The organism is Streptococcus mitis (assembly GCF_000722755.1).
GTDB classification, from domain to species: Bacteria; Bacillota; Bacilli; order Lactobacillales; family Streptococcaceae; genus Streptococcus; species Streptococcus mitis_CM.
This window is the reverse complement of record NZ_JPFY01000013.1, coordinates 98,298-119,280: the sequence shown is the minus strand read 5'-3', so window position 1 is coordinate 119,280 and position 20,983 is coordinate 98,298. Positions and strand designations below refer to the sequence as shown.

At 37.4% G+C, this 20,983-nt stretch carries 27 protein-coding genes; all 27 read right to left on the bottom strand.

What is annotated here, in order from left to right; all coding sequences use genetic code 11:
* Positions 1-88: 88 nt before the first annotated feature.
* The gene (locus SK578_RS03915; RefSeq protein ID WP_042750717.1) at positions 89-793 is read right to left on the bottom strand and encodes a YwaF family protein; all 705 of its coding nucleotides are present in this window, start codon (positions 791-793) and stop codon (positions 89-91) included.
* A 90-nt stretch (positions 794-883) separates the two neighbouring features.
* Positions 884-1,495 carry an NUDIX hydrolase N-terminal domain-containing protein gene (locus SK578_RS03910; RefSeq protein WP_042750714.1) on the bottom strand — a complete coding sequence of 204 codons (612 nt, stop codon included), beginning with the start codon at positions 1,493-1,495 and terminating at the stop codon, positions 884-886.
* Complete coding sequence (locus SK578_RS03905) at positions 1,482-2,855, bottom strand: UDP-N-acetylmuramoyl-tripeptide--D-alanyl-D-alanine ligase (protein ID WP_042750713.1); 1,374 nt, start codon at positions 2,853-2,855, stop codon at positions 1,482-1,484. The genes SK578_RS03910 and SK578_RS03905 overlap by 14 nt, the downstream gene beginning before the upstream one ends.
* Positions 2,856-2,939: 84 nt before the next feature.
* Positions 2,940-3,983, bottom strand: coding sequence for a D-alanine--D-alanine ligase (locus tag SK578_RS03900; RefSeq protein WP_042750711.1), 1,044 nt, complete (start codon positions 3,981-3,983; stop codon positions 2,940-2,942).
* A gap of 237 nt (positions 3,984-4,220) precedes the next feature.
* Complete coding sequence (locus SK578_RS03895; protein ID WP_042750680.1) at positions 4,221-4,748, bottom strand: hypothetical protein; 528 nt, start codon at positions 4,746-4,748, stop codon at positions 4,221-4,223.
* Positions 4,735-4,932, bottom strand: a complete 198-nt coding sequence (locus SK578_RS03890) for a hypothetical protein (protein WP_042750710.1) — start codon at positions 4,930-4,932, stop codon at positions 4,735-4,737. Before SK578_RS03890 ends, SK578_RS03895 begins: the two co-directional genes overlap by 14 nt.
* Before the next feature lie 77 nt (positions 4,933-5,009).
* Positions 5,010-5,543, bottom strand: coding sequence for a thiol-disulfide isomerase (locus tag SK578_RS03885; protein ID WP_042750708.1), 534 nt, complete (start codon positions 5,541-5,543; stop codon positions 5,010-5,012).
* A 54-nt stretch (positions 5,544-5,597) separates the two neighbouring features.
* A complete protein-coding gene (locus SK578_RS03880; RefSeq protein ID WP_042750706.1) occupies positions 5,598-6,215 on the bottom strand; it encodes a hypothetical protein in 618 nt (205 codons plus the stop codon).
* Between the two features lie 14 nt (positions 6,216-6,229).
* Complete coding sequence (locus SK578_RS03875) at positions 6,230-7,162, bottom strand: virulence protein (RefSeq protein ID WP_235228623.1); 933 nt, start codon at positions 7,160-7,162, stop codon at positions 6,230-6,232.
* Between the two features lie 144 nt (positions 7,163-7,306).
* Positions 7,307-7,813 (bottom strand): hypothetical protein, encoded by a 507-nt coding sequence (locus tag SK578_RS03870; RefSeq protein ID WP_042750704.1) that lies wholly within the window; start codon positions 7,811-7,813, stop codon positions 7,307-7,309.
* Positions 7,810-9,438, bottom strand: a complete 1,629-nt coding sequence (locus SK578_RS10515) for a polymorphic toxin type 44 domain-containing protein (RefSeq protein ID WP_042750702.1) — start codon at positions 9,436-9,438, stop codon at positions 7,810-7,812. The genes SK578_RS03870 and SK578_RS10515 overlap by 4 nt, the downstream gene beginning before the upstream one ends.
* Before the next feature lie 137 nt (positions 9,439-9,575).
* Positions 9,576-10,073, bottom strand: coding sequence for a hypothetical protein (locus SK578_RS03860; RefSeq protein ID WP_042750700.1), 498 nt, complete (start codon positions 10,071-10,073; stop codon positions 9,576-9,578).
* Positions 10,074-10,111: 38 nt separating this feature from the next.
* Positions 10,112-10,744 (bottom strand): hypothetical protein, encoded by a 633-nt coding sequence (locus SK578_RS03855; RefSeq protein ID WP_042750698.1) that lies wholly within the window; start codon positions 10,742-10,744, stop codon positions 10,112-10,114.
* Between the two features lie 30 nt (positions 10,745-10,774).
* Positions 10,775-10,939, bottom strand: a complete 165-nt coding sequence (locus SK578_RS11020; RefSeq protein WP_185756249.1) for a hypothetical protein — start codon at positions 10,937-10,939, stop codon at positions 10,775-10,777.
* On the bottom strand, positions 10,936-11,559 hold the full coding sequence (locus tag SK578_RS03850) for a hypothetical protein (RefSeq protein ID WP_042750696.1): 624 nt from the start codon (positions 11,557-11,559) through the stop codon (positions 10,936-10,938). Before SK578_RS03850 ends, SK578_RS11020 begins: the two co-directional genes overlap by 4 nt.
* A complete protein-coding gene (locus tag SK578_RS03845; protein ID WP_042750694.1) occupies positions 11,556-12,173 on the bottom strand; it encodes a hypothetical protein in 618 nt (205 codons plus the stop codon). Before SK578_RS03845 ends, SK578_RS03850 begins: the two co-directional genes overlap by 4 nt.
* On the bottom strand, positions 12,170-12,799 hold the full coding sequence (locus tag SK578_RS03840; protein ID WP_042750692.1) for a hypothetical protein: 630 nt from the start codon (positions 12,797-12,799) through the stop codon (positions 12,170-12,172). The genes SK578_RS03845 and SK578_RS03840 overlap by 4 nt, the downstream gene beginning before the upstream one ends.
* 9 nt (positions 12,800-12,808) lie before the next feature.
* Positions 12,809-13,666, bottom strand: a complete 858-nt coding sequence (locus tag SK578_RS03835; protein WP_235228620.1) for a hypothetical protein — start codon at positions 13,664-13,666, stop codon at positions 12,809-12,811.
* A 41-nt stretch (positions 13,667-13,707) separates the two neighbouring features.
* Positions 13,708-14,313, bottom strand: coding sequence for a hypothetical protein (locus tag SK578_RS03830; protein ID WP_042750691.1), 606 nt, complete (start codon positions 14,311-14,313; stop codon positions 13,708-13,710).
* A gap of 97 nt (positions 14,314-14,410) precedes the next feature.
* Complete coding sequence (locus SK578_RS03825) at positions 14,411-15,037, bottom strand: TipC family immunity protein (protein ID WP_042750689.1); 627 nt, start codon at positions 15,035-15,037, stop codon at positions 14,411-14,413.
* A gap of 179 nt (positions 15,038-15,216) precedes the next feature.
* The gene (locus SK578_RS03820) at positions 15,217-15,744 is read right to left on the bottom strand and encodes a hypothetical protein (protein ID WP_042750688.1); all 528 of its coding nucleotides are present in this window, start codon (positions 15,742-15,744) and stop codon (positions 15,217-15,219) included.
* 52 nt (positions 15,745-15,796) lie between these two features.
* The gene (locus tag SK578_RS03815) at positions 15,797-16,426 is read right to left on the bottom strand and encodes a hypothetical protein (protein WP_042750685.1); all 630 of its coding nucleotides are present in this window, start codon (positions 16,424-16,426) and stop codon (positions 15,797-15,799) included.
* Positions 16,423-17,031, bottom strand: a complete 609-nt coding sequence (locus tag SK578_RS03810; protein ID WP_042750682.1) for a hypothetical protein — start codon at positions 17,029-17,031, stop codon at positions 16,423-16,425. Before SK578_RS03810 ends, SK578_RS03815 begins: the two co-directional genes overlap by 4 nt.
* Before the next feature lie 10 nt (positions 17,032-17,041).
* Positions 17,042-18,496 carry a virulence protein gene (locus SK578_RS03805; RefSeq protein ID WP_200872079.1) on the bottom strand — a complete coding sequence of 485 codons (1,455 nt, stop codon included), beginning with the start codon at positions 18,494-18,496 and terminating at the stop codon, positions 17,042-17,044.
* Positions 18,497-18,502: 6 nt separating this feature from the next.
* Positions 18,503-19,030, bottom strand: coding sequence for a hypothetical protein (locus SK578_RS03800; protein WP_042750680.1), 528 nt, complete (start codon positions 19,028-19,030; stop codon positions 18,503-18,505).
* Positions 19,017-20,633, bottom strand: coding sequence for an ATP-binding protein (locus SK578_RS03795; RefSeq protein ID WP_080709962.1), 1,617 nt, complete (start codon positions 20,631-20,633; stop codon positions 19,017-19,019). Before SK578_RS03795 ends, SK578_RS03800 begins: the two co-directional genes overlap by 14 nt.
* Positions 20,624-20,980, bottom strand: coding sequence for a hypothetical protein (locus SK578_RS03790; RefSeq protein WP_042750678.1), 357 nt, complete (start codon positions 20,978-20,980; stop codon positions 20,624-20,626). Before SK578_RS03790 ends, SK578_RS03795 begins: the two co-directional genes overlap by 10 nt.
* Positions 20,981-20,983 lie beyond the last annotated feature (3 nt).

The following is a 20,983-nucleotide window of genomic DNA, read 5'->3' as shown; positions in this document are numbered from 1 at the left end:
TACCATTTTTTTACATTCGCTCATCATATTTTTGTATTTTCCAAACAAGTTATAAAAAATTAGATTTATGAAAAAAGAAAGCTTGATTTTAAGCTTTCTTTGCAATCATTTTTTCTGCTTCTTGTTCTAAAAATAGTTCCAAGATTTTCTTTGTCAACGTAATCGCTGCTGACAGGGCCAGAGAAACGATTAAATAATTAGCTACTAAGCCGTGATCTCCAACCAATGGCGGTTTTGTCAAGAATCCGTAATCTCCACCAGTTACCAAATTGACCACAAAAATCAAGGCATTTAGTGCAAAGGTCATGAGAAAAATTCCCTTCACATCCAGCAATCGCGCGTTATACTGTCTCAATAGATAAACTAGAGAGTTCCCCAAGAGAGCTAAGTGGCCAAAGATAAAGGATAAAATCGCAATATGTGGGAAAGGATAAGCATCTGGAACTGGATAAACAAAGGCTGCTAATGTCCCAAATGTTCCTAATAATGCAAAATACTGCCTATATTTAGACTGACCAGGAAGCAAAAGCACCACAAACATAGCCATACGGCAATGGTAAAAAGGTAGGCTTTCTGACAACGGCATATGATTGACCCAGTACCAACCATAAAGGAGGATCAACTGAACGGCCTGCAAGATTTGGAAAAATCGTTGATAAGCCTTCTTTTCACGATAACGATAGGCTGTATAAAAGGTCAAAGCCAAGAGTGTAAATATACTGACATACCAAAAAAGGTCAAATTTGGGTGGCTCTGTTGCTTGGGTCGTAAAGAAAATATCCCATAAATTCATCTAGTCTTCCTCATGATTCAAAATTTTCCTGCATTTTATTATACCATGCTATTTGTCAAAAATGAATTTAGAAATACGATAATCATCTTCTTAATCAAGATATTGCTCCCTCTGACCTTGATAAACCTGCCAAAGAATCTCTATTTGCTCCTTGGTAATGCGTTTTTCAGATAAGGCTGGCAGTTGGTCAATGGCAAAAAATTGAAGGTCAGCAATTTCTTGATTTTCTTGGAATTGTCCATCAAGAAGCTTACATTCAAAAACAAACTTTGCATATTGCTTGCTCTGTAGTTGGAAACGATTTGTATCAAAAACAGCTAGTAGTCTTTCTACTTTAGCTTCAAAACCGGTTTCTTCTTCAATTTCCTTGAGAATATTTTCTGTTGGAGAATAGCCGACTTCACCAAAGCCACCTGGCAAAGCCCAATCATTCTCTCCTTGTCCCCTAACCAGACAAATTTTTTCATCCTCAACTATCCAAGCACGGACGTCCATTAAAGGAGTCGCATAAGCGGAGGTCGGTTTCAAGAGTTCTACCACTTCGTCTGCATCAAGGTCTGATACCTGATTCAACATTTCAGATAACAGACTTCGCAAGTCTTCGTAGCGCTCACGGTCGAAAGGATCTTTTGTAAAGGTTAAGCCAGTATCTGTAAGGGCAATCATTCTTTGCAGATACTTAACAAAATCACTTGTCTTCATTTTCTAAACTTTCTACCAATTTGGCTAGGTTCATAGAGTTAGAGCCTTTGAGCAAGATTTGGTCATTAGCTCCTAGACTTTCCTTAACTTGCTTAACTAGGACTTCAAATTGATCCTCGTCAGCTGTTTTTTTGAAGTAGTAAACATGGCCGATTGGGAACATTTGACTGGCCAATTGGGCTAATTCAGCAATGTCTTCTCCATAGAAAATAACGGTATCAAGCACATCTGGAGAAAGGCTCAAAATCATCTGGTTATGGAGTTGAATAGACTGGTCACCAAGCTCCTTCATATCCGCTAAAACAGCAATTTTCTTGCCACCTTCATTGGCTGGAATGGCAGAGAAAGTCTCTAAAATCAGCTTCATAGCAGTTGGATTGGCATTGTAAACATCTGATAGGATATCTGCTCCATTGGCTGCTTTCTTCCACTCGGTACGGTTACGCGTCAATTCAAGATTTTGGAAGGCCTGACGAATTTGCTCCTCAGAAACTCCTTCTTGTAGGGCAACATAGGATGCAATCATGGCATTAGTAGCATTGTACTTACCAGTCACTGGCAAATCAAGGGCTTGTTCCAAGAAATTAGCCTTAAATGTCAGACTATCCTTGCGCTCAATCAAGTCTGTAATTTCCAACTCTGCTCCTTGGCCAAAACGAACTACCTTTTTGTCAGTTGGCAAGTAGTCCTCTACAATCGGATCTGCTGGTGCCAAGAGCAAGGAATTCGAAGACATCCCGTCTGCAATTTGCATTTTTCCTTTAGCAATTTCAGAACGGTCTTTGAAAAAGGCTAAATGGGCTTCTCCAACCAAGGTCACGATGGCTGTTTTTGGACGAGCCAATTCTGACAAGAGATGAATATCTCCCAAGTGATCCTGCCCCATCTCCAAGACCAACTTTTCTGTTCCTTCAGGCATGTGGAGAACTGTGTAGGGAAGGCCAATCTCATTATTGTAGTTACCTTGTGTTTTGTAAGTTTTGTAGGTTGTTGATAGCAAGTGCGCTAACATATCTTTGGTCGTTGTCTTGCCATTTGAGCCTGTAACAGCAAAGACATCAACTCCTGTTTTTTCAAGATAGTAGGCAGCTAGGGTTTGAAAGGCCGTCAAAACATCAGCTACTAAAATGTAGGGATGATTTGCGATTTCTTTCTCAGACAAGGTTACTGCGGCACCATTTTCAAAGGCTATTTCGATAAAGTCATGACCGTCACGAGCACCTTTGAGGGGCACAAACAAATCCCCTGCAGCAATCAAACGACTATCAAACTCAGCTTTTTCTAACTGGGTGTCCTCAAAGAGGCTGATATCATTTTTAGCTCCTACAACTTGAGCCACTTCATGAATTGTTAATTTCATTTCTACTCCTTTAAAAAGGGTCGAAACTCGAGAACTCTAGTCACCTTGCAGTGATGGTTCTGGCTTCTACCCTCTCTTTCATTTTTATAGCAAATGCGCTTCGCGCTTGTCAAAACTTTCCTTGGCAAGATCAACCAATCGCTCGATTAAGTCTGGATAGCTGATTCCCATATTGTCCCAAAGTAGTGGGTACATAGACCACTGGGTAAAACCTGGCATGGTATTAAGCTCGTTTAGGAAAATCTCTCCCTTGTCTGTATAGAAGAAATCGCAACGAGAGAGACCGAGGCCACCAATGGCACGGAAGGCTGTTTCTGCATTCTGACGCATGACAGCTACCACATCATCACTGATTTTAGCTGGGATATCCATGGTAATCTTGTTGTCAATATACTTGGCATCGTAGTCATAAAAGTCAACATCCTTGACTACTTCTCCTGGTAGCGTACTCTTGACATCGTAGTTGCCCAAGAGACCAACCTCGATTTCACGAGCATTTACCCCTTGCTCTACCAAGACACGGCTGTCATATTGAAAGGCAAGTTTCAAAGCTTGACGGAGTTCCTCTTGATTTTCAGACTTAGAAATACCGACACTTGAACCCATGTTTGATGGTTTTGTGAAGACTGGGTAAGTCAATTTTTCTTCAACTTCGGCAATTTTAGCAGTCACATCATCGCCTTCGACAATGGCCACATAAGGAACTTGAGCAATCCCGACAGATTCTAAAACACGCTTGGTCGTGATTTTATCCATGGCAAGACTAGATGACAAGATGTTGCAACCAACATAAGGCATTTTCAAAACTTCCAAGAATCCTTGAACTGAGCCATCTTCTCCCATCGGACCGTGAAGGACTGGAAAGACCACTGCTCCCTCTTCGTAGATAGCACTTGGTGCAACTTGCTTATCCCAATCAATGGTTTCATTGGTCATAAGACGATCCTCTTGACCTGGAGTCTGGCTAAATTCTTGCGTTTTAATAAAGTCACCTGACTGGCTGATGAAGAAAGTCTTGACTGTAAAACGATCGTAGTTGACCGCACGCATGACACTTTCGGCTGAAAGAACAGAGACTTCACGCTCTGCACTACGCCCACCGTATAAAAGAATAATCGTTTGTTTCATATTATTTGTTCCAATTCTAATAGAATACTCGTTCTTTAGTATATCATATTTGCTTCTTTTTTGAAACTTGTATCTAAAAAAGCCCTCATTTGAGAGCTGAAATTTTACCTATCCACCACTTGAGCTTCAAAGCGTGCTGGTTTGTCGTCTACGGTATCTTTTTCTAGTAAAATTCCTCAACACAACCAGTTGTTCATACAGCATTGTGTTGAGCAAGAAGCCACTTTCTCTGGTAATCTATCCATACAAAGTCTGATACATCTTTTGCATGAAAGCCTCAAGCTCTTTTTGAACAATTTTTAATAGTCGCTCTTCTTCGGCTTGGGGGATAGTCACACTCTCTTTTATATTTTTTTCATTTATTTGAAAATAGGCGCTAGAAACTAAATCAAAGTTCTTATCCAATTCATATAGTGCACTAGTTATTTTACCATCTATCTCTATTCTAAAATAAGCAGTAACCCCATTCTGTCCCGGATTTGAGATATCCAAATCGATGTCTCCTTTTATCTCTATGGAGTCAATTCCTCCATCCAAGCGAATAGCTCCATCGGGAGGAACGACATAACCCGCTTTACGGATGTCAGGTGCATATTTTTCTGATGCCATCAAACGTTGTAATACGGCTATATTGTCTCTCTCTTCAAAGGAGGTTTTTAATTGCATATGTTCTTGGTGGTTTTGATACTGAAAATAAAGATTCAAGCCAGTAGCTAAAGCAATTACAGAACCAATCACGATTAGTATTTTTTTAAGTCCCGACATTTTTTTCACCCCCTCTATCTAAGTAATCATAGAAGTCTTGTTTCCAACCCTCTTCTTTGTCATTAGGATTTCCAATAAAAGTATTGAGATCAAAACCATACTTAATAAAGTTGCCTCCTATCGTATTATTTTCAATAAGCGTTTCAACCATAAGTTTACCGTTAGCTTTATCCCCATTTCCCATCACAGTATAGAATTCCTCAACACGCTCCGTTGTTCATAAAGCATTGTGTTGAGGAAGAAGCCACTTTATCTGGTAAACTATTCATACAAGATCTGATACATCTTTTTCATGAAAGCATCAATCTCGCTTTGAACACTTTTCAACAAGTAAGCTTCTTCGGATTGTGAGACAGAAATAATCTCTCTTTTCCCGTTATCATTTTGCTGAGAATAACTAGAATCAATTAAATTCAGATTTTTATCTAAAATAAAAGTTATATGTGTTTGTTTTTCATTAACTTGTGTAATGAAAAACAACTGAAAATCCTTAGCATCCTTTTTTGGAGGACTAATTTTCAAATGTAAATCTCCTTCTATTTCTAATGGATAAATAACTCCATCCAAACGAATAGCTCCGTCAGGAGGAAGGACATAGCCTGCTTTTCGGATGTCAGACGCATATTTTCCTGATGCCATTAAATGATGAAGAACTTCAATTCTTTCATTTTTCTCAAAGGCTTCTTTTAAAGTACTAGATTGTCGGAAATGATTGTAAGCAAAATATGAAGGAATTGCTAACAGAAACAAAAACAATACAATCAACCATTTAAACTGTTTTAATTTATCTGACATTAGTTTCTTCCCCCTATTCAACACTCTCTTTCAAATAAGTGTTATTGTAAATTATCACTCGTCTTCCTCATCGTCATAAACTCGTTCACCATGGATTTTGATGTATTCTTCCCATCCTCTGTGTAATTCATCCCAAAGTGGTTCATCAACCGCCTCCATAATCTCTAGTTCCTCCAAACTAATATCAACCGCTTCGTCGTAGGTCAAATTCAGCAAGTCTATATGTTTCGTTTTAAATTCTTCAATACTCAGCCATGTTTCTTTATCGTCTTCGCTGATTTGACCGTCAATGGCAGATGCTACCTCAATCGCCATAATATACATCGCACGCTTGTCAACCGTTAGAATATCTTTATGAGTAGAAATAATTCGCAAATAATCACCTTTCTCACGACCATCGCTTTCATAAGAATTTTCTAGATCCAATGTCAAGTTTTCATATTCAAATGTCTTCCAAGGGTTTATATTTGTATTAAAATTTGCACTCTCCCAACGTTCGTCATTATATTTAAATTTATCCAACCGTAAATTCAAATGTAAATCTTCATCCCAAGCATAGGAAAAATCGAGCGGAATTCCTTTTCGCTCTTTGAACCACATATTTTGAGCTATTTCTTTAAACTCTTCATAAAAATCAGTCTTGGTGTAATCACCTTGTAAATACAACTTCATGCATACCTCCTGTTTTAATTCGCATAATACCTTTGATAAGCTTTCCAAATTCTATCAATAATTTGCTCTCTAACCCCCTTGCTGAGTTTACTTAAGCTTTCATTTGAATTTACCCAGTCTACAATAGAATCTTTTCCTATTATTCTATCTATCCTTAGATGCTCGTTTAGAGGATAGCCAGATTTCCCACTTCCAGATTGTACTTGAAATTTACCACTCTGTGGTTCAGAATCAACACGGATTTTTACATTTTTCCCTTTCACACGTGCTTCTATCTGTTTCCCATGAGTAATACTTGTCTTTTTATTAGCTTTCCAGCTGTCGTAGTTGCTAGAATAATTAACCTGAATTTCGCCATTTTGTAAGGCCGTCTTTGTGATTGCTGATAAGCTAGTTACTGCTCCACTAGCTATCAGTACATTTCCATATTGTACTCCTGATACGGACACTGCCGTACCAGCTACGATACTTGTCCCTGCTGTTGGCGGACCAGCCATGATACTCAAGACTTCGAGGGCGCCACTCGCAAAGTAAACTCCCAATCCAGAGAATATTTGAGCTACTCCACTCCAAAATTCGGCTGAATTTGCTTCAAAGTTTTGTGCTTTTAGTTCATCAAACTTTTTGTTAACCAAATGAGTATAGTCGGCATCGTATTTCCCATTTTTTGAAACGACATAACCTTGTTCAAATGGATAAATGTCAATGATATTCCCTGTTTCATCAATCTTAAGAGTGTGATTGTAGTCGTCGATTATTTTATCCCATTCGGACTTGTCGTGACCTTTTAGACGCTTCTTTAATTCGGCACGATAGTAGGCATCTCCATCGTCCGATAGCATCATATCTCTAGAAGCTTTATTGATGGCACGAGTTTCTGAGTCTTGAAAATCTCTTTTGGCATGCGAAACAATCTTCACATCCTTCATCTTCTGTACCCAGCTCATATCCACACCGTCCGCATAGTAGTTACCATCGCTAAGGTAGTGTAAAATTGGTAACTTAAGTCTTACAAAGAAAGGAAGACAAGAATAAAGCTATCAAAGTAAAAAAATAATCATTTTTTCTTCATTTTACTTTTATAGTTTCCTCTATTCACCTGTCACCTGCGCTTCAAATCTAATGTCTCTGTCTGAAATATTCGTTATTTTTATTTGTTTTGAGTTTGGAATCTCAAATTCCCAAGATTCTTTAGATTGAAGAACTACACCTTTTTCTGATAAATATATACTATTATTTGTATCGTTTTCTTTTATTTTTGTTGGGATATTACTTGACGATGAGTAGATTTCGCTAATTTCTTGCTTCAAAACATCATAGTTAGTCCCTAAAAGGCTTCCTTCTCCCTTCTGCCACCATGAGGTTTTCCCAGATAATTCTAATTCCCCACCAGAAATCTTAGATATATATAATTTGGGGGAGAATTCTTTTTGTTTTGATGTCGGAACTTTTAAAACTATAGAATCACCTGGTTTCAAGGTATAACTCGCATTTTTGAAGTACAAATAAATACAACATATAAATATTATTGTTACAACAACAACCGCTCCTGAACATCCTAGATTCCATTTATTAAGTTGTTTTCTCTTGTTAATCACTTATTATTCTCCTCGTATGAATCTATACCATCTTGGATTGCAGAAGCGTCTCCTTCATTATCACCAAAATTCCCATTTGATTTATTTTTGAAAAATTTAACACCATCTTTATCTGAAGCCAATTGAGCTAAACCTGCATAATTTTTGATCTGCTCATCTTCCATTCCTAAATATCCTTTTGCTACATATCCAAAAAGATAGTTCCCTAAATAATCATCTCTTAAGTTACCTTCCCACTTACGTGACCAAAGTGAAAATTCAAGTTCATCATTATAATTTCTACTCTTTAAGTCTAAAGGTTTTCCAGTATTTACCAAATTTACAAAATCAGTAAGGTCAATACTAACCTGTGTCAAATCTGCTGAATTTATCATTATATCATCTCCAGGACTTTTCCATACTTTTCTACCTTCGTTAATTAGATAGTTTCTTTGTTTCATGTCTCCTTCATGAATAGATAAAATATCATTAGCTAGATTATTAGATACTTCCTTTATATCTATCCCTGATTTTTTTAATTCAACATTAAGATTATCCTCAATAGTATCTTTAATCTTGCTATCAACATCCTTCCAATCTTTATCTTTTGTTAACTCCTTTCTCTTCCTCCAGTATTCTTCAAAAGCTTCTTGATTATTATAAAATAGATAATCTTCATAAGTTTTCACAATTAGTTCAGCTTTTTTATTCAAATCTCCATTACTATTTTTAATTTTCTCAACTTTTTCCTTAAGTTTCTCTGGATTAGCTCTATTGATAGCCTCCGATTTCAATTTTTCTGTTACAAGTTGAGGAAATTGTATTTGAGGATGGTGATATACATAAGATTCTAAAATTTGGAACTCCTTATCGCTAAGTTCTTTTCCATTTTCCAACTTATCTAAGATTTTTTGGTATTCTTTATGCAAATCCTTAGCTTTCTTAGAAGAATCATATTTTGCACTCTCAATCTTCACATCCTTCATTTTCTGTACCCAGCTCATGTCCAGACCGTCCGCATAGTAGTTTCCATCGCTATCGACAATGATTTTACTTAGTTGCGTAGCTCCTTTGATGGCTAAGGCAAGGATTTCTAGACTATCACTAAAATACTGGGAAACCTGTGAGACAAAGAATTCTAGTTTTTCAATCTTATCATCCAAATCCTGAATACCTGACTCGATTTGAGACTTGGTATTGTAGAGGATGGTCTTCTCAGAGAAGGCTTTCCCCCAATTGAGACTAAAGAGGTCTTTGATTTGATTTAGCCAGTTCTCCCTCACTTGAATCTGAGCTTCTACGATAGCTAACTGCTCTTCTCTCAGCCTTTTCAATTCCTTAAGCTGGTCTAGGTCCAAATCACCATATCCAGAGACCTGAGCATCCGCATCTTTGTAGGATGTCAACTCTAGTTGGATATCATCTATCGCTGCTTGGAGCTTTTTGATGCTGGGGATGATAATCTCTGTAAAGAGACCTTTACCAGCTGTGTAGGCTGCTCCTGTCAGCTCACCTGAGTCTAAGGAGGAAATCAGGTGGTCACATCCACTAGATAAGCGGTCTGTGACTTCATTTGCGACTCGGAGGTTGTTCGTCATGGCCTGAATCAATTCTTGGGATTCTTGTGCGCTGTATTTTACTCCCATGGTAGCCGATTCCTTTCCGCTATCAGTTCTTCTCTAGCTTCATCGAAAGTAACAACCAGATAGCCATCAAAAGTCAAAATAAACCTCCATCACCAAACAAATGGCAACCATCTAGGCTTACTTAAAGATTCTTAAACTTACCTATCCACCACTTGAGCTTCAAAGTGTGCTGGCTTGTCGTCTACATTGGTGATGGTGATAGTGTAGGGGTCTTCTTCCGTCACCCCAAATACTTCCTTTATTCCCCCTTGAACCACTATTCCATCACTTTCTAAATAGATACTTTTACTCTTATCATTTGGTAAGTCTCTGTGCTCTGTTCCATCTTTAGAGATAATAATCTCAGTTATTGACTGCTTCTCAATATTATAAACCGTGTTACTTCCTTTCATCCCCCATCCTTTTCGGCCAGATAATTTTAATTTAGCCTCATCTTTTTTTAAAAAAATCAATTCCGAATTATACTCCCGCTGCTCTGTTTTAGAAAAAACTTTCAATTCAACACTTTGACCTGGTTGCAGAGTATACTTACCAAGATTTTGTGCCCATAGATAAAATAGAAAACTAGCTGCTAGGACTACAACAAGTACTAAACTACAACCTAAATTCCAATTCGATTTTTTCGTCATGCTCATTTGTAACTCTCCTTATAGTCGTCATACTTTTTGGATCTCTATCTATTCTGCAATATTTCGTTCTCTTTCCTTTTTCTACGCTGACCCGACCACCTGATACACTGCAACAATACTATCATACGAAGAATCAAATAGACCAAACGAAGGATTTTCATCTTTCCAAGAGCTGATAAGAAATTTTTCCTTGCATTCCCCACTTCTTGACCTAACTGTTCAACTGTTTTACCTGTTTCTTCTTTAATAGCAACTGCATTATTTGAAATCAAATAATAATTTTGTTCTAATCTGCTGATATAGGCTTTGGAAATTGGCTCGTCTAAGAAAAAATATACTCTATCAGCATACTCATCCTGAGACAGCGTATAGTATACTTCAGCTTCACTCTCCCATTTTTTAGGAAAATTAGTTATTTTAATATTTCCATAGTCTAAATGCATAATTCCAACTAAAACGTCATTAGTCCATTCTTCCGCATAGTGGTATAATTTCACTTTCTTATCTACCATTGGCCAAACCATAACATACCGACTATGCATGAATTCCTTAGTTAATGCCGAGTTACTTGCCAAACTGGTCGCACCAATCTCATATACTGACCAAATAAGAACTACGAGCATTAAGACAGCTTGAGTTGGTTTGTTTTTATAATAGTTTCTTATTCTTTTTAACATTTTACTCTCCAACTGCGGGATTGGGTTTATCTAAATCTTTTTTTGAAATAAGGAAAAAACCTCTTGTAATGCATCATTATTCCCAGCATTTGAGTAAGAAACTTGCTCATCTTCTGGAAACCACATTTTACCAGCTAGTTCCAAATAACCATAAGGTATCTTTTTTGTATAATCACCTTTTAAATATAATTTCATTCTTCCTCGTCGTCATAAACTGGCTCGCCATGGATTTTGATGTATTCTTCACGAAGCCTATCCAATTCTTCCCAGATGGGTTCGTCAATAGCGTCAATCGTCTGAATTTCTTCCAAACTCATCTCATTTGCTTCATCAAAGGTTAGAGATAAGATATCTTGGTGCTTTTCCTTGAATTCCTCGATTGTTAGCCATGTGTTCTTATCATCTTCACTGATTTGTCCATCAATAGCAATCGCAATTTCAAGCGCCATAATATACATAGCACGTTTATCAACTGTTAAAACATCCAAATAATTAGAAGCGATTCTTAGGTATTTTCCCTTTTCTCTACCGTCGCTTTCATAACTTCCCTCATAATCCAAATCAATATTTTCATATTTTTGGGAATTTATTGCACTGCTTCCTTTAACCTTGGCATCTTTCCAACGAGAGCCACTTGCTCCCCACTTATCTAACCGCAAAGATAAATAGAAGTCATTTTGCAACATTTCATCATCCCCGACATTTGAGAAACTTATTTTTTGACCATTTCTTTCTTTAAACCACATCTTCCATGCGAGTTCTCTGTAGCCAAATGGCAATTTTCTAGTATAGTCACCTTTTATATATAGTCTCACTCGTCTTCCTCATCGTCGTCCAACTCCACCTCTCCATGGATTCGGATATACTCCTCGCGCTTCCTATCCAATTCTTCCCAAAGAGGCTCGTCTATGGCTTTCAAAACCTTTATCTCTTCTAAACTAATATCGACTGCTTCGTCGTAGGTCATATTCAGTAGGTCTTTATGTTTCGTTTTGAATTTTTCAACACTCAGCCATGTTTCTTTGTCGTCTTCGCTGATTTGACCGTCAATGACAGATGCTACCTCAATCGCCATGATATAGAGAGCTCGCTTGTCAGCCGTTAGAATATCCTTATGAGTCGTGATTATTCGAAGACAGTCTCCTTTTTCTCGCCCATCACTTTCATAAGAATTTTCAAAATTTAAATTTAAATTTTCACGCTTAAAAGTCGCCCAAGAGTCTTTTCCTATTCTAAAATCAGCCATTCCCCAACGCTCATCATTTGAAGAAAATTTATCTAGAGTTAAACTCAAATAAAAATTTTCATTAAATGCGTAAGAAAAACCAACTTCCACACCTTTGCGTTCTTTGAACCACATTTTCCAAGGAAATTCCATACAGGTTTGGTATATACTAGTTTCGTAGTTGCCTTTAAGATATAGTCTCACTCGTCGTCCTCATCGTCATAAACACGTTCGCCATGGATTTTGATATATTCTTCTCGAAGCCTTTCTTCCTCTTCCCATAGAGGATCTCTTACCGGTACAATTGTCTTTAATTCTTCCAAACTGATGTCAACAGCTTCATCATAAGTTAGTGAAAGAATATCCTTATGATATTCCTTAAATTCTTCTACACTTAGCCAACTTTGCTTACCGTCTTCGCTAATCTTACCATCAATGGCAGATGCTACTTCAATAGCCATAACGTATAAAGCGCGCTTGTCAACCGTCAAAATATCTACATGAGTTGAGGCAATTCGAAGAAACTCCCCCTTTTCGCGGTCGTCGGAAATAAAGGCATGTTCAAATTCAAGTTCAATATCTTCATATTGCAAGGATAACCAAGGATTGCTCGGAATTATAAAAGGAGCCTTATCCCATCTTTCATCAACTGAAGCCCATTTGCGCAACTCTGCTCCGAAATAAAAATCATCTTGCAGCATCTCATCATCACCAACGTTGGAGTAACTTATTTTCTTGCCATTCCGTTCCTTAAACCACATCTTCCAAACTAGTTCTCTAGTAGTAAATGTTATTTTTTTAGCATAATCACCTTTGATGTATAGTCTCATATTGTCCACCTAGTTCCCGTAATAAATTCGATAACCCTTAAAAATCCTATTAATTATCTCTTCCTTTGTGTTTGTATCAAGTTTCCTTAGTTGGCGATTGGTATTTACCCAATCTTCTATAGATTTTCTTCCAGAAATTGTATTTACTTCAATATATTCATCAAGCGAATAGCCCGACTTCCCACTTCCAGATTGAACCTGAAATACTCCTTCACCATTAGGACCACTATTTGGCTCCCAATCTACACGAATGTTCTCTTTTCGATTTCCTACTCGGGCTTCAATTTGTTTACCACCCCTACCAGAAATGGTCTTACTCGTCGGTTTATTGGCCTTCCAGCTATCGTAGTTGCTAGAATAATTAACCTGAATTTCGCCATTTTGTAAGGCCGTCTTTGTGATAGCTGATAAGCTAGTCACTGCTCCACTAGCTATCAGTACATTTCCATATTGTACTCCTGATACGGACACTGCCGTACCAGCTACGATACTTGTCCCTGCTGTTGGCGGACCAGCCATGATACTCAAAACTTCGAGGGCGCCACTCGCAAAGTAAACTCCCAATCCAGAGAATATTTGAGCTACTCCACTCCAAAATTCGACTGAATTTGCTTCAAAGTTTTGTGCTTTTAGTTCATCAAACTTTTTGTTAACCAAATGAGTATAGTCAGCATCGTATTTCCCATTTTTTGAAACGAAATAACCTTGTTCAAATGGATAAATGTCAATGATATTCCCTGTTTCATCAATCTTAAGAGTGTGATTGTAGTCGTCGATTATTTTATCCCATTCGGACTTGTCGTGACCTTTTAAGCGCTTCTCTAATTCGGCACGATAGTAGGCATCTCCATCGTCCGATAGCATCATATCCCTAGAAGCTTTATTGAAGTTCAGAACCCCTGCGAATTTCAATACCTCCTTAAATGATAATATATTTTCCACCTTAAAAGAAAGAGAATGACAGCTAACGAACAGAACACTATTTGCTGGAACAAATGCTCTAGAACAGTTTTTTTCATTTGTTCTACAACCGCATATAATCGCTTTTTAGCTTTCTCCGAACGTTGTTCCCAAACGGTCACTGAAGAACCTGTGTTACTTTCAATCACAGCTTGATTTTCACTTGCTAATTTCAAATATCTCCCAGCATGATACAACCGCTTTTCCCCATTTAACCAACTAATTTCAACACTCTTGTCTCCTTGTAATCGATTATTGTAACTGATGGATACCGCTTGATTCTCAGAAGAAATCTTACTTTCAATTTGATTATAGTCATCCACCACATAGATAAGGCCGATGTTCTTTCCATTTTCTTTTGAGGGCACTAGATGAATATGCTTATCAAGAGCATGCCAATCCTGATTATTTTTATCTTGAATCAATTGAACCATACTACTATTCACATCCATCTTAGAAAATGAAATATATTGGTAGATCGGCTTCAAAATGAACAATAAAAAATAAACAAGCAAAACGAGTGAACAAAAGATAAATTTGTTTTTATTTCTCATTTACTTCTCCAAAGCAACTTCTTCTTAACAAAATATTCTTAAGAATTGTTTCATGCCAACCTTCCTTTATAAAACTATTACCTCATCGTTCCATTTGTTATTCTGTTCTCCATATATCTTTAACGCTCACTTCTCCCCAATTATCTGGGCTAAAACGACTAGAGTAGATAGTGGTCCAATCTTTAAGGACTTTATTACGGAGTACATTATCTGCTTCCTTGCGAATCTCATCGACAGTCTTACCGTGTTTGGCAAGAAAGTCCTCTACTTGAGACTGATGATAATATCTTTCGCTTTTCTCATCGTGATACCATATAAATCGTTCTAATTGCTGATTGTTTACATCGTACAGGTAATCTACATTTATGCTTGTCTCTGTATTTGGTATTCTCAAACGCATTTCTATCCCAACTTTCGTCATCTCCTGAAATCCAAAATAAAAATAATAACCTAGAGAATGAATAGTATTTGGTAAATCTACACTTTTATAATCAATAGAATGAATAGAAATTTCTTGAGAATCGTTGTCCACAATTTTTAAACCTTTTAACTTATAAAAAGTTCGCCCTTTCCAGAGAAATGTATAATTGTGATAATCACTTTCTTCGTAGTATATTTCATCAAAAATATTATGAACTCTCTGATATTTATAGTACTGAAAACCAGAGAAAGATAATAATAGAACCATTAACAATGAAAAAATTACAAATTTTTTCTTCCTCATCTAATCACCTCATCTCTGTCAATTCTTGATTACCTGTTTCAATATTTCGAATGAAATTATAAGTACTTGGGTAATTTTTTTGTAGCTTATCTACGGTATCTTTTTCTAGTAAAATTCCTCAACACAACCAGTTGTTCATACAGGATTGTATTGAGCAAGAAGCTTCTTTCTCTGGGAAACTATCCATACAAAGTCTGATACATCTTTTGCATGAAAGCCTCAAGCTCTTTTTGAACAATTTTTAATAGTCGCTCTTCTTCGGCTTGGGGGATAGTCACACTCTCTTTTATATTTTTTTCATTTATTTGAAAATAGGCGCTAGAAACTAAATCAAAGTTCTTATCCAATTCATATAGTGCACTAGTTATTTTACCATCTATCTCTATTCTAAAATAAGCAGTAACCCCATTCCGTCCAGGATGCGATATTTTGAAATCGATGTCTCCTTTTATCTCTATGGAGTCAATTCCTCCATCCAAGCGAATAGCTCCATCGGGAGGAACGACATAACCCGCTTTACGGATGTCAGGTGCATATTTTTCTGATGCCGTCAAACGATGTAGAACTTCAATTCTCTCATTTTTCTCAAAGGCTTCTTTTAAAACACTAGATTGTTGGAAATGATTGTAAGTAAAATATAAAGGAATCGCTAACAGAAACAAAAACAATACAATCAACAATTTAAACTGTTTTAATTTATCTAGCATTAGTCTTCCCCCTATTCAACACTCTCTTTCAAATAAGTGTTATTGTAAATTATCACTCGTCTTCCTCATCGTCATAAACTGGTTCACCATGGATTTTGATGTATTCTTCATTCCTGCGGTCGTCTTCTTCCCAAACCGGGTCTCTTACATCGTCCATAAACGGAATTTCTTCCAAACTCAGCTCATTTGCTTCTTCATAACTCATCGAAAGGATATCCTCATGTCGATTTTTAAATTCCTCCACACTTAACCAGCTCTCTTTATCATCTTCGCTAATCTGACCATCAATAGCAGTCGCAATTTCAATGGCCATAATATAGAAAGCACGTTTATCAACAGTGAGAAGGTCAAGATGCTTAGAAGCAATTCTTAAACATTCACCTTTCTCACGAAAATCCGACATCATAGCATCTTCATAGTCTAGCTGTATATATTCTGACTTATGGGATAAAAAATCATATTTTATCCCTTCCTTAATCTGAACACTTTTCCATCTATCATCATGAGTTTTCTTGTCTAATTCTAAGTGAATAGAAAGTTTATCGATTGGTAAATCTAGATACCCAGCATACGATAAATCTGGCTCTATTCCATCTTTTTCCTCAAACCACATCCTTTTCGCTAGTTCCATGTAATCAAATGGAATTTCTTTGGTGTAATCGCCTTTTATATATAGTCTCATAAATCTGAGATATCGCCTCCATGTGCTAGTATATATTCTTTTCGACGAGTGGCTTCTTCCTCCCAAAGAGGGTCGTCTACAACATCCATCGTTTGAATTTCAATCAAACTTCGTTCATTTGCTTCTTCAAAAGTCAGAGATAGAATAGCCTCGTGCTTTTTCTTAAATTCCTCGACTGTTAGCCATGTCTTCTTATTATCCTCGCTAATTTGCCCGTCAATGACCTTTGCAATCTCAAGCGCCATAATGTACATGGCGCGTCTATCAACTGTCAAAATTTCTAGATGGGTGGTTAAAATACGGAGATAGTCTCCCTTTTCATTATAATCCGTAGCGAATGCATCTTCAAAATTGATTTCAATACATTCCTCAATATGTGAAAAGAGACTTCGTACCCCTTCCTTTAGGGGGACACTAGACCATCTCTTATCCGCAGTACTTTTCCTCAATGATAAATTTGAGAAAAAATCTTCTTGTAGTTGCTCATTGTCTCCAGCATTTGAGTAAGAAACTTGCTTTTCTTCTGGAAACCACATTTTACCAGCAAGCTCTAGATAACCATAAGGTATCTTTTTTGTATAATCACCTTTTAAATATAATTTCATTGTTCACTCCTTATTGCATCAACCAGTTAAAAGCTTTCCACATATTTTTGATAACTTCTTCTTTTGCTCCTTTACTAAGACCATTTAATTGAGATTGACTGTTAACCCAGTCTACAATATCCTGTCTACTTGAAATTCTTGAAACCTCGATATCTATATCAAGACGATAACTTGATTTTCCACTCCCTGACTGAACTTGAATTTTCCCACTATTTGGCTCGACATCAACTCGAATATTATCAACTTTTTTACCGTTAACTCGTCCAGAAACTTTTTTTCCAAAAGTCTTACTCGTTGGTTTATTGGCTTGCCAGCTGTCGTAGTTGCTAGAATAATTAACCTGAATTTCGCCATTTTGTAAGGCCGTCTTTGTGATTGCTGATAAGCTAGTTACTGCTCCACTAGCTATCAGTACATTTCCATATTGTACTCCTGATACGGACACTGCCGTACCAGCTACGATACTTGTCCCTGCTGTTGGCGGACCAGCCATGATACTCAAGACTTCGAGGGCGCCACTCGCAAAGTAAACTCCCAATCCAGAGAATATTTGAGCTACTCCACTCCAAAATTCGGCTGAATTTGCTTCAAAGTTTTGTGCTTTTAGTTCATCAAACTTTTTGTTAACCAAATGAGTATAGTCGGCATCGTATTTCCCATTTTTTGAAACGACATAACCTTGTTCAAATGGATAAATGTCAATGATATTCCCTGTTTCATCAATCTTAAGAGTGTGATTGTAGTCGTCGATTATTTTATCCCATTCGGACTTGTCGTGACCTTTTAGACGCTTCTTTAATTCGGCACGATAGTAGGCATCTCCATCGTCCGATAGCATCATATCTCTAGAAGCTTTATTGATGGCACGAGTTTCTGAGTCTTGAAAATCTCTTTTGGCATGCGAAACAATCTTCACATCCTTCATCTTCTGTACCCAGCTCATATCCACACCGTCCGCATAGTAGTTACCATCGCTATCGACAATGACTTTACTTAGTTGCGTAGCTCCTTGAATCGCTAAGCCAAGGACTTCTAGGCTATCGTTGAAATACTGGGAAACCTGTGAGACAAAGAATTCTAGTTTTTCAATCTTATTATCCAAATCCTGAATACCCGACTCGATTTGAAACTTGGTATTGTAGAGGATGGTCTTCTCAGAGAAGGCTTTCCCCCAATTGAGACTAAAAAGGTCTGTGATTTGATTTAGCCAGTTCTCCCTCACTTGAATCTGAGCTTCTACGATAGCTAACTGCTCTTCTCTCAGCTTTTTCAATTCCTTAAGCTGGTCTAGGTCCAAATCACCATATCCAGAGACCTGAGCATCCGCATGTTTGTAGGAGGTCAACTCTAGTTGGATATCATCTATCGCCGCTTGTAACTTCTTGATGCAGGGGATGATAATCTCTGTAAAGAGACCCTTCCCAGCTGTGTAGGCCGCTCCTGTCAGCTCACCTGAGTCTAATATAACAAACTATCCATACAAAGTCTGATACATCTTTTGCATGAAAGCCTCAAGCTCTTTTTGAACAATTTTTAATAGTCGCTCTTCTTCGGCTTGGGGGATAGTCACACTCTCTTTTATATTTTTTTCATTTATTTGAAAATAGGCGCTAGAAACTAAATCAAAGTTCTTATCCAATTCATATAGTGCACTAGTTATTTTACCATCTATCTCTATTCTAAAATAAGCAGTAACCCCATTCTGTCCCGGATTTGAGATATCCAAATCGATGTCTCCTTTTATCTCTATGGAGTCAATTCCTCCATCCAAGCGAATAGCTCCATCGGGAGGAACGACATAACCCGCTTTACGGATGTCAGGTGCATATTTTTCTGATGCCATCAAACGTTGTAATACGGCTATATTGTCTCTCTCTTCAAAGGAGGTTTTTAATTGCATATGTTCTTGGTGGTTTTGATACTGAAAATAAAGATTCAAGCCAGTAGCTAAAGCAATTACAGAACCAATCACGATTAGTATTTTTTTAAGTCCCGACATTTTTTTCATCCCCTCTGTCTAAATAATCATAGAAGTCATGTTTCCAACCCTCTTCTTTGTCATTAGGATTTCCAATAAAAGTATTGAGATCAAAACCATACTTAATAAAGTTGCCTCCTATCGTATTATTTTCAATAAGCGTTTCAACCATAAGTTTACCGTTAGCTTTATCCCCATTTCCCATCACAGTATAGAATTCCTCAACACGATTTGTCTGGTTTGTTTGTATACTATGATTGTAATCTGCTTGAACCTTAAACACATCTTTTGTTTCTACATCTTTAGAAATCATTCTTTCGTAAGAAGTAATAGCATCTAAATCTGAATTAAAATCTGCATCATCATATCTCCCTGAATCAATGTCTCCTTTGAAGGAACTTTCATACTTTTCAGTATTTACAGAGAGCTCTCCAATCCGAGTTGAATTTCCAATTGTACTAATAATGTGGGCGCTTAATCCCTTCCAGCCATCTAGCTTCGATAAGTCTCTATCACCCCAAGATAACTCAGTAAAACTAGCAATTTGAATAGCCTCATGAGCCAAATCTTTACTATAATTATATTTATACTGGTCAGTAATCCCTCGTTTAAATATCTTTACCTCTCTTTCAGATAAAGAATACGTATTTATCAAAATATCATCTAAATCACTTGTATTTTTGGCATCAACAACTCCCGCAAGACCTCTCCAGGTTGCCCTTACTCCATAGACTGGAGATGCAACTAGTCTATTGTACTCATAGATAACTTTTTCATTAGTCCATCCTTCTTGTTTTGCCTTCTTCAAAATTCCCTGCTGGAGTTTATAAAGTACATTTGCCGTAGATTCATCTAGATTGTATGATGATACTAAATCATCTACAATTTTTTTCTTATCTTTTTCAGCCTGAGTAATTGAGATATCCTTATCAAGCTTATGTGACTCAATCTTCACATCCTTCATCTTCTGTACCCAGCTCATGTCCACACCGTCCGCATAGTAGTTTCCATCGCTATCGACAATGATTTTACTCAGTTGCGTGGCTCCTTTGATAGCTAAGCTAAGGACTTCTAGGCTATCACTGAAATACTGGGAAACCTGTGAGACAAAAAATTCTAGTTTTTCAATCTTATCATCCAAATCCTGAATACCCGACTCGATTTGAAACTTGGTATTGTAGAGGATGGTCTTCTCAGAGAAGGCTCTCCCCCAATTGAGACTAAAGAGGTCTGTGATTTGATTTAGCCAGTTCTCCCTCACTTGAATCTGAGCTTCTACGATAGCTAACTGCTCTTCTCTCAGCTTTTTCAGTTCCTTGAGCTGGTCTAGGTCCAAATCTCCATATCCAGAGACCTGAGCATCCGCATCTTTGTAGGAGCTCAACTCTAGTTGGATATCATCTATCGCTGCTTGGAGCTTTTTGATGCTGGGGATGATAATCTCTGTAAAGAGACCTTTACCAGCTGTGTAGGCTGCTCCTGTCAGCTCACCTGAGTCTAAAGAGGAAATCAAGTTATCACATCCACTAGATAAGCGGTCTGTGACTTCATTTGCGACTCGGAGGTTGTTCGTCATGGCCTGAATCAATTCTTGTGATTCTTGTGCGCTGTATTTTACTCCCATGGTAGCCGATTCCTTTCCGCTATCAGTTCTTCTCTGGCTTCATCGAAAGAGCGACAAGCCTTTTTAGTTTGTTTTTCCAACGTATCCAGTTCCTCCTCTACATAAGAGTTGACCTGTCGCTGAATGGTTCTATTATCACTTTCGATTTGCTCTATTAGCTGACGAGAACTGGGTGAGAGAGACAATAGATTTATCATGCGATGGTGAATGCTCTGAATATCCGAGTAAAAGTTTGTCAACTGCTGTTCATACTGCTTTTTAGTTGCTCGGAGTCTGTCTTCCTTATCTTCTATCTTAACAATCTTACGCCAAATTTCTGTGCGCTTTTCTTCATTTCTATCTGCCATTCC

What these genes read in the sequence shown, in the direction of transcription:
- SK578_RS03835 (WP_235228620.1), bottom strand. Translation starts at nt 13,666, where the DNA reads ATGATGCTATCGGACGATGGAGATGCCTACTATCGTGCCGAATTAGAG.
- SK578_RS03900 (WP_042750711.1), bottom strand. Translation starts at nt 3,983, where the DNA reads ATGAAACAAACGATTATTCTTTTATACGGTGGGCGTAGTGCAGAGCGT.
- SK578_RS03910 (WP_042750714.1), bottom strand. Translation starts at nt 1,495, where the DNA reads ATGAAGACAAGTGATTTTGTTAAGTATCTGCAAAGAATGATTGCCCTT.
- SK578_RS03880 (WP_042750706.1), bottom strand. Translation starts at nt 6,215, where the DNA reads ATGAAGTTGTATTTACAAGGTGATTACACCAAGACTGATTTTTATGAA.
- SK578_RS03800 (WP_042750680.1), bottom strand. Translation starts at nt 19,030, where the DNA reads ATGTCGGGACTTAAAAAAATACTAATCGTGATTGGTTCTGTAATTGCT.
- SK578_RS03840 (WP_042750692.1), bottom strand. Translation starts at nt 12,799, where the DNA reads ATGAGACTATACATCAAAGGTGATTATGCTAAAAAAATAACATTTACT.
- SK578_RS03895 (WP_042750680.1), bottom strand. Translation starts at nt 4,748, where the DNA reads ATGTCGGGACTTAAAAAAATACTAATCGTGATTGGTTCTGTAATTGCT.
- SK578_RS03815 (WP_042750685.1), bottom strand. Translation starts at nt 16,426, where the DNA reads ATGAGACTATATATAAAAGGCGATTACACCAAAGAAATTCCATTTGAT.
- SK578_RS03860 (WP_042750700.1), bottom strand. Translation starts at nt 10,073, where the DNA reads ATGAGCATGACGAAAAAATCGAATTGGAATTTAGGTTGTAGTTTAGTA.
- SK578_RS03885 (WP_042750708.1), bottom strand. Translation starts at nt 5,543, where the DNA reads ATGTCAGATAAATTAAAACAGTTTAAATGGTTGATTGTATTGTTTTTG.
- SK578_RS03905 (WP_042750713.1), bottom strand. Translation starts at nt 2,855, where the DNA reads ATGAAATTAACAATTCATGAAGTGGCTCAAGTTGTAGGAGCTAAAAAT.
- SK578_RS03855 (WP_042750698.1), bottom strand. Translation starts at nt 10,744, where the DNA reads ATGTTAAAAAGAATAAGAAACTATTATAAAAACAAACCAACTCAAGCT.
- SK578_RS03825 (WP_042750689.1), bottom strand. Translation starts at nt 15,037, where the DNA reads ATGAGGAAGAAAAAATTTGTAATTTTTTCATTGTTAATGGTTCTATTA.
- SK578_RS03830 (WP_042750691.1), bottom strand. Translation starts at nt 14,313, where the DNA reads ATGAGAAATAAAAACAAATTTATCTTTTGTTCACTCGTTTTGCTTGTT.
- SK578_RS03820 (WP_042750688.1), bottom strand. Translation starts at nt 15,744, where the DNA reads ATGCTAGATAAATTAAAACAGTTTAAATTGTTGATTGTATTGTTTTTG.
- SK578_RS03795 (WP_080709962.1), bottom strand. Translation starts at nt 20,633, where the DNA reads ATGGGAGTAAAATACAGCGCACAAGAATCACAAGAATTGATTCAGGCC.
- SK578_RS03915 (WP_042750717.1), bottom strand. Translation starts at nt 793, where the DNA reads ATGAATTTATGGGATATTTTCTTTACGACCCAAGCAACAGAGCCACCC.
- SK578_RS03890 (WP_042750710.1), bottom strand. Translation starts at nt 4,932, where the DNA reads ATGGGAAATGGGGATAAAGCTAACGGTAAACTTATGGTTGAAACGCTT.
- SK578_RS11020 (WP_185756249.1), bottom strand. Translation starts at nt 10,939, where the DNA reads ATGAAATTATATTTAAAAGGTGATTATACAAAAAAGATACCTTATGGT.
- SK578_RS10515 (WP_042750702.1), bottom strand. Translation starts at nt 9,438, where the DNA reads ATGGGAGTAAAATACAGCGCACAAGAATCCCAAGAATTGATTCAGGCC.
- SK578_RS03810 (WP_042750682.1), bottom strand. Translation starts at nt 17,031, where the DNA reads ATGAAATTATATTTAAAAGGTGATTATACAAAAAAGATACCTTATGGT.
- SK578_RS03790 (WP_042750678.1), bottom strand. Translation starts at nt 20,980, where the DNA reads ATGGCAGATAGAAATGAAGAAAAGCGCACAGAAATTTGGCGTAAGATT.
- SK578_RS03875 (WP_235228623.1), bottom strand. Translation starts at nt 7,162, where the DNA reads ATGAGCTGGGTACAGAAGATGAAGGATGTGAAGATTGTTTCGCATGCC.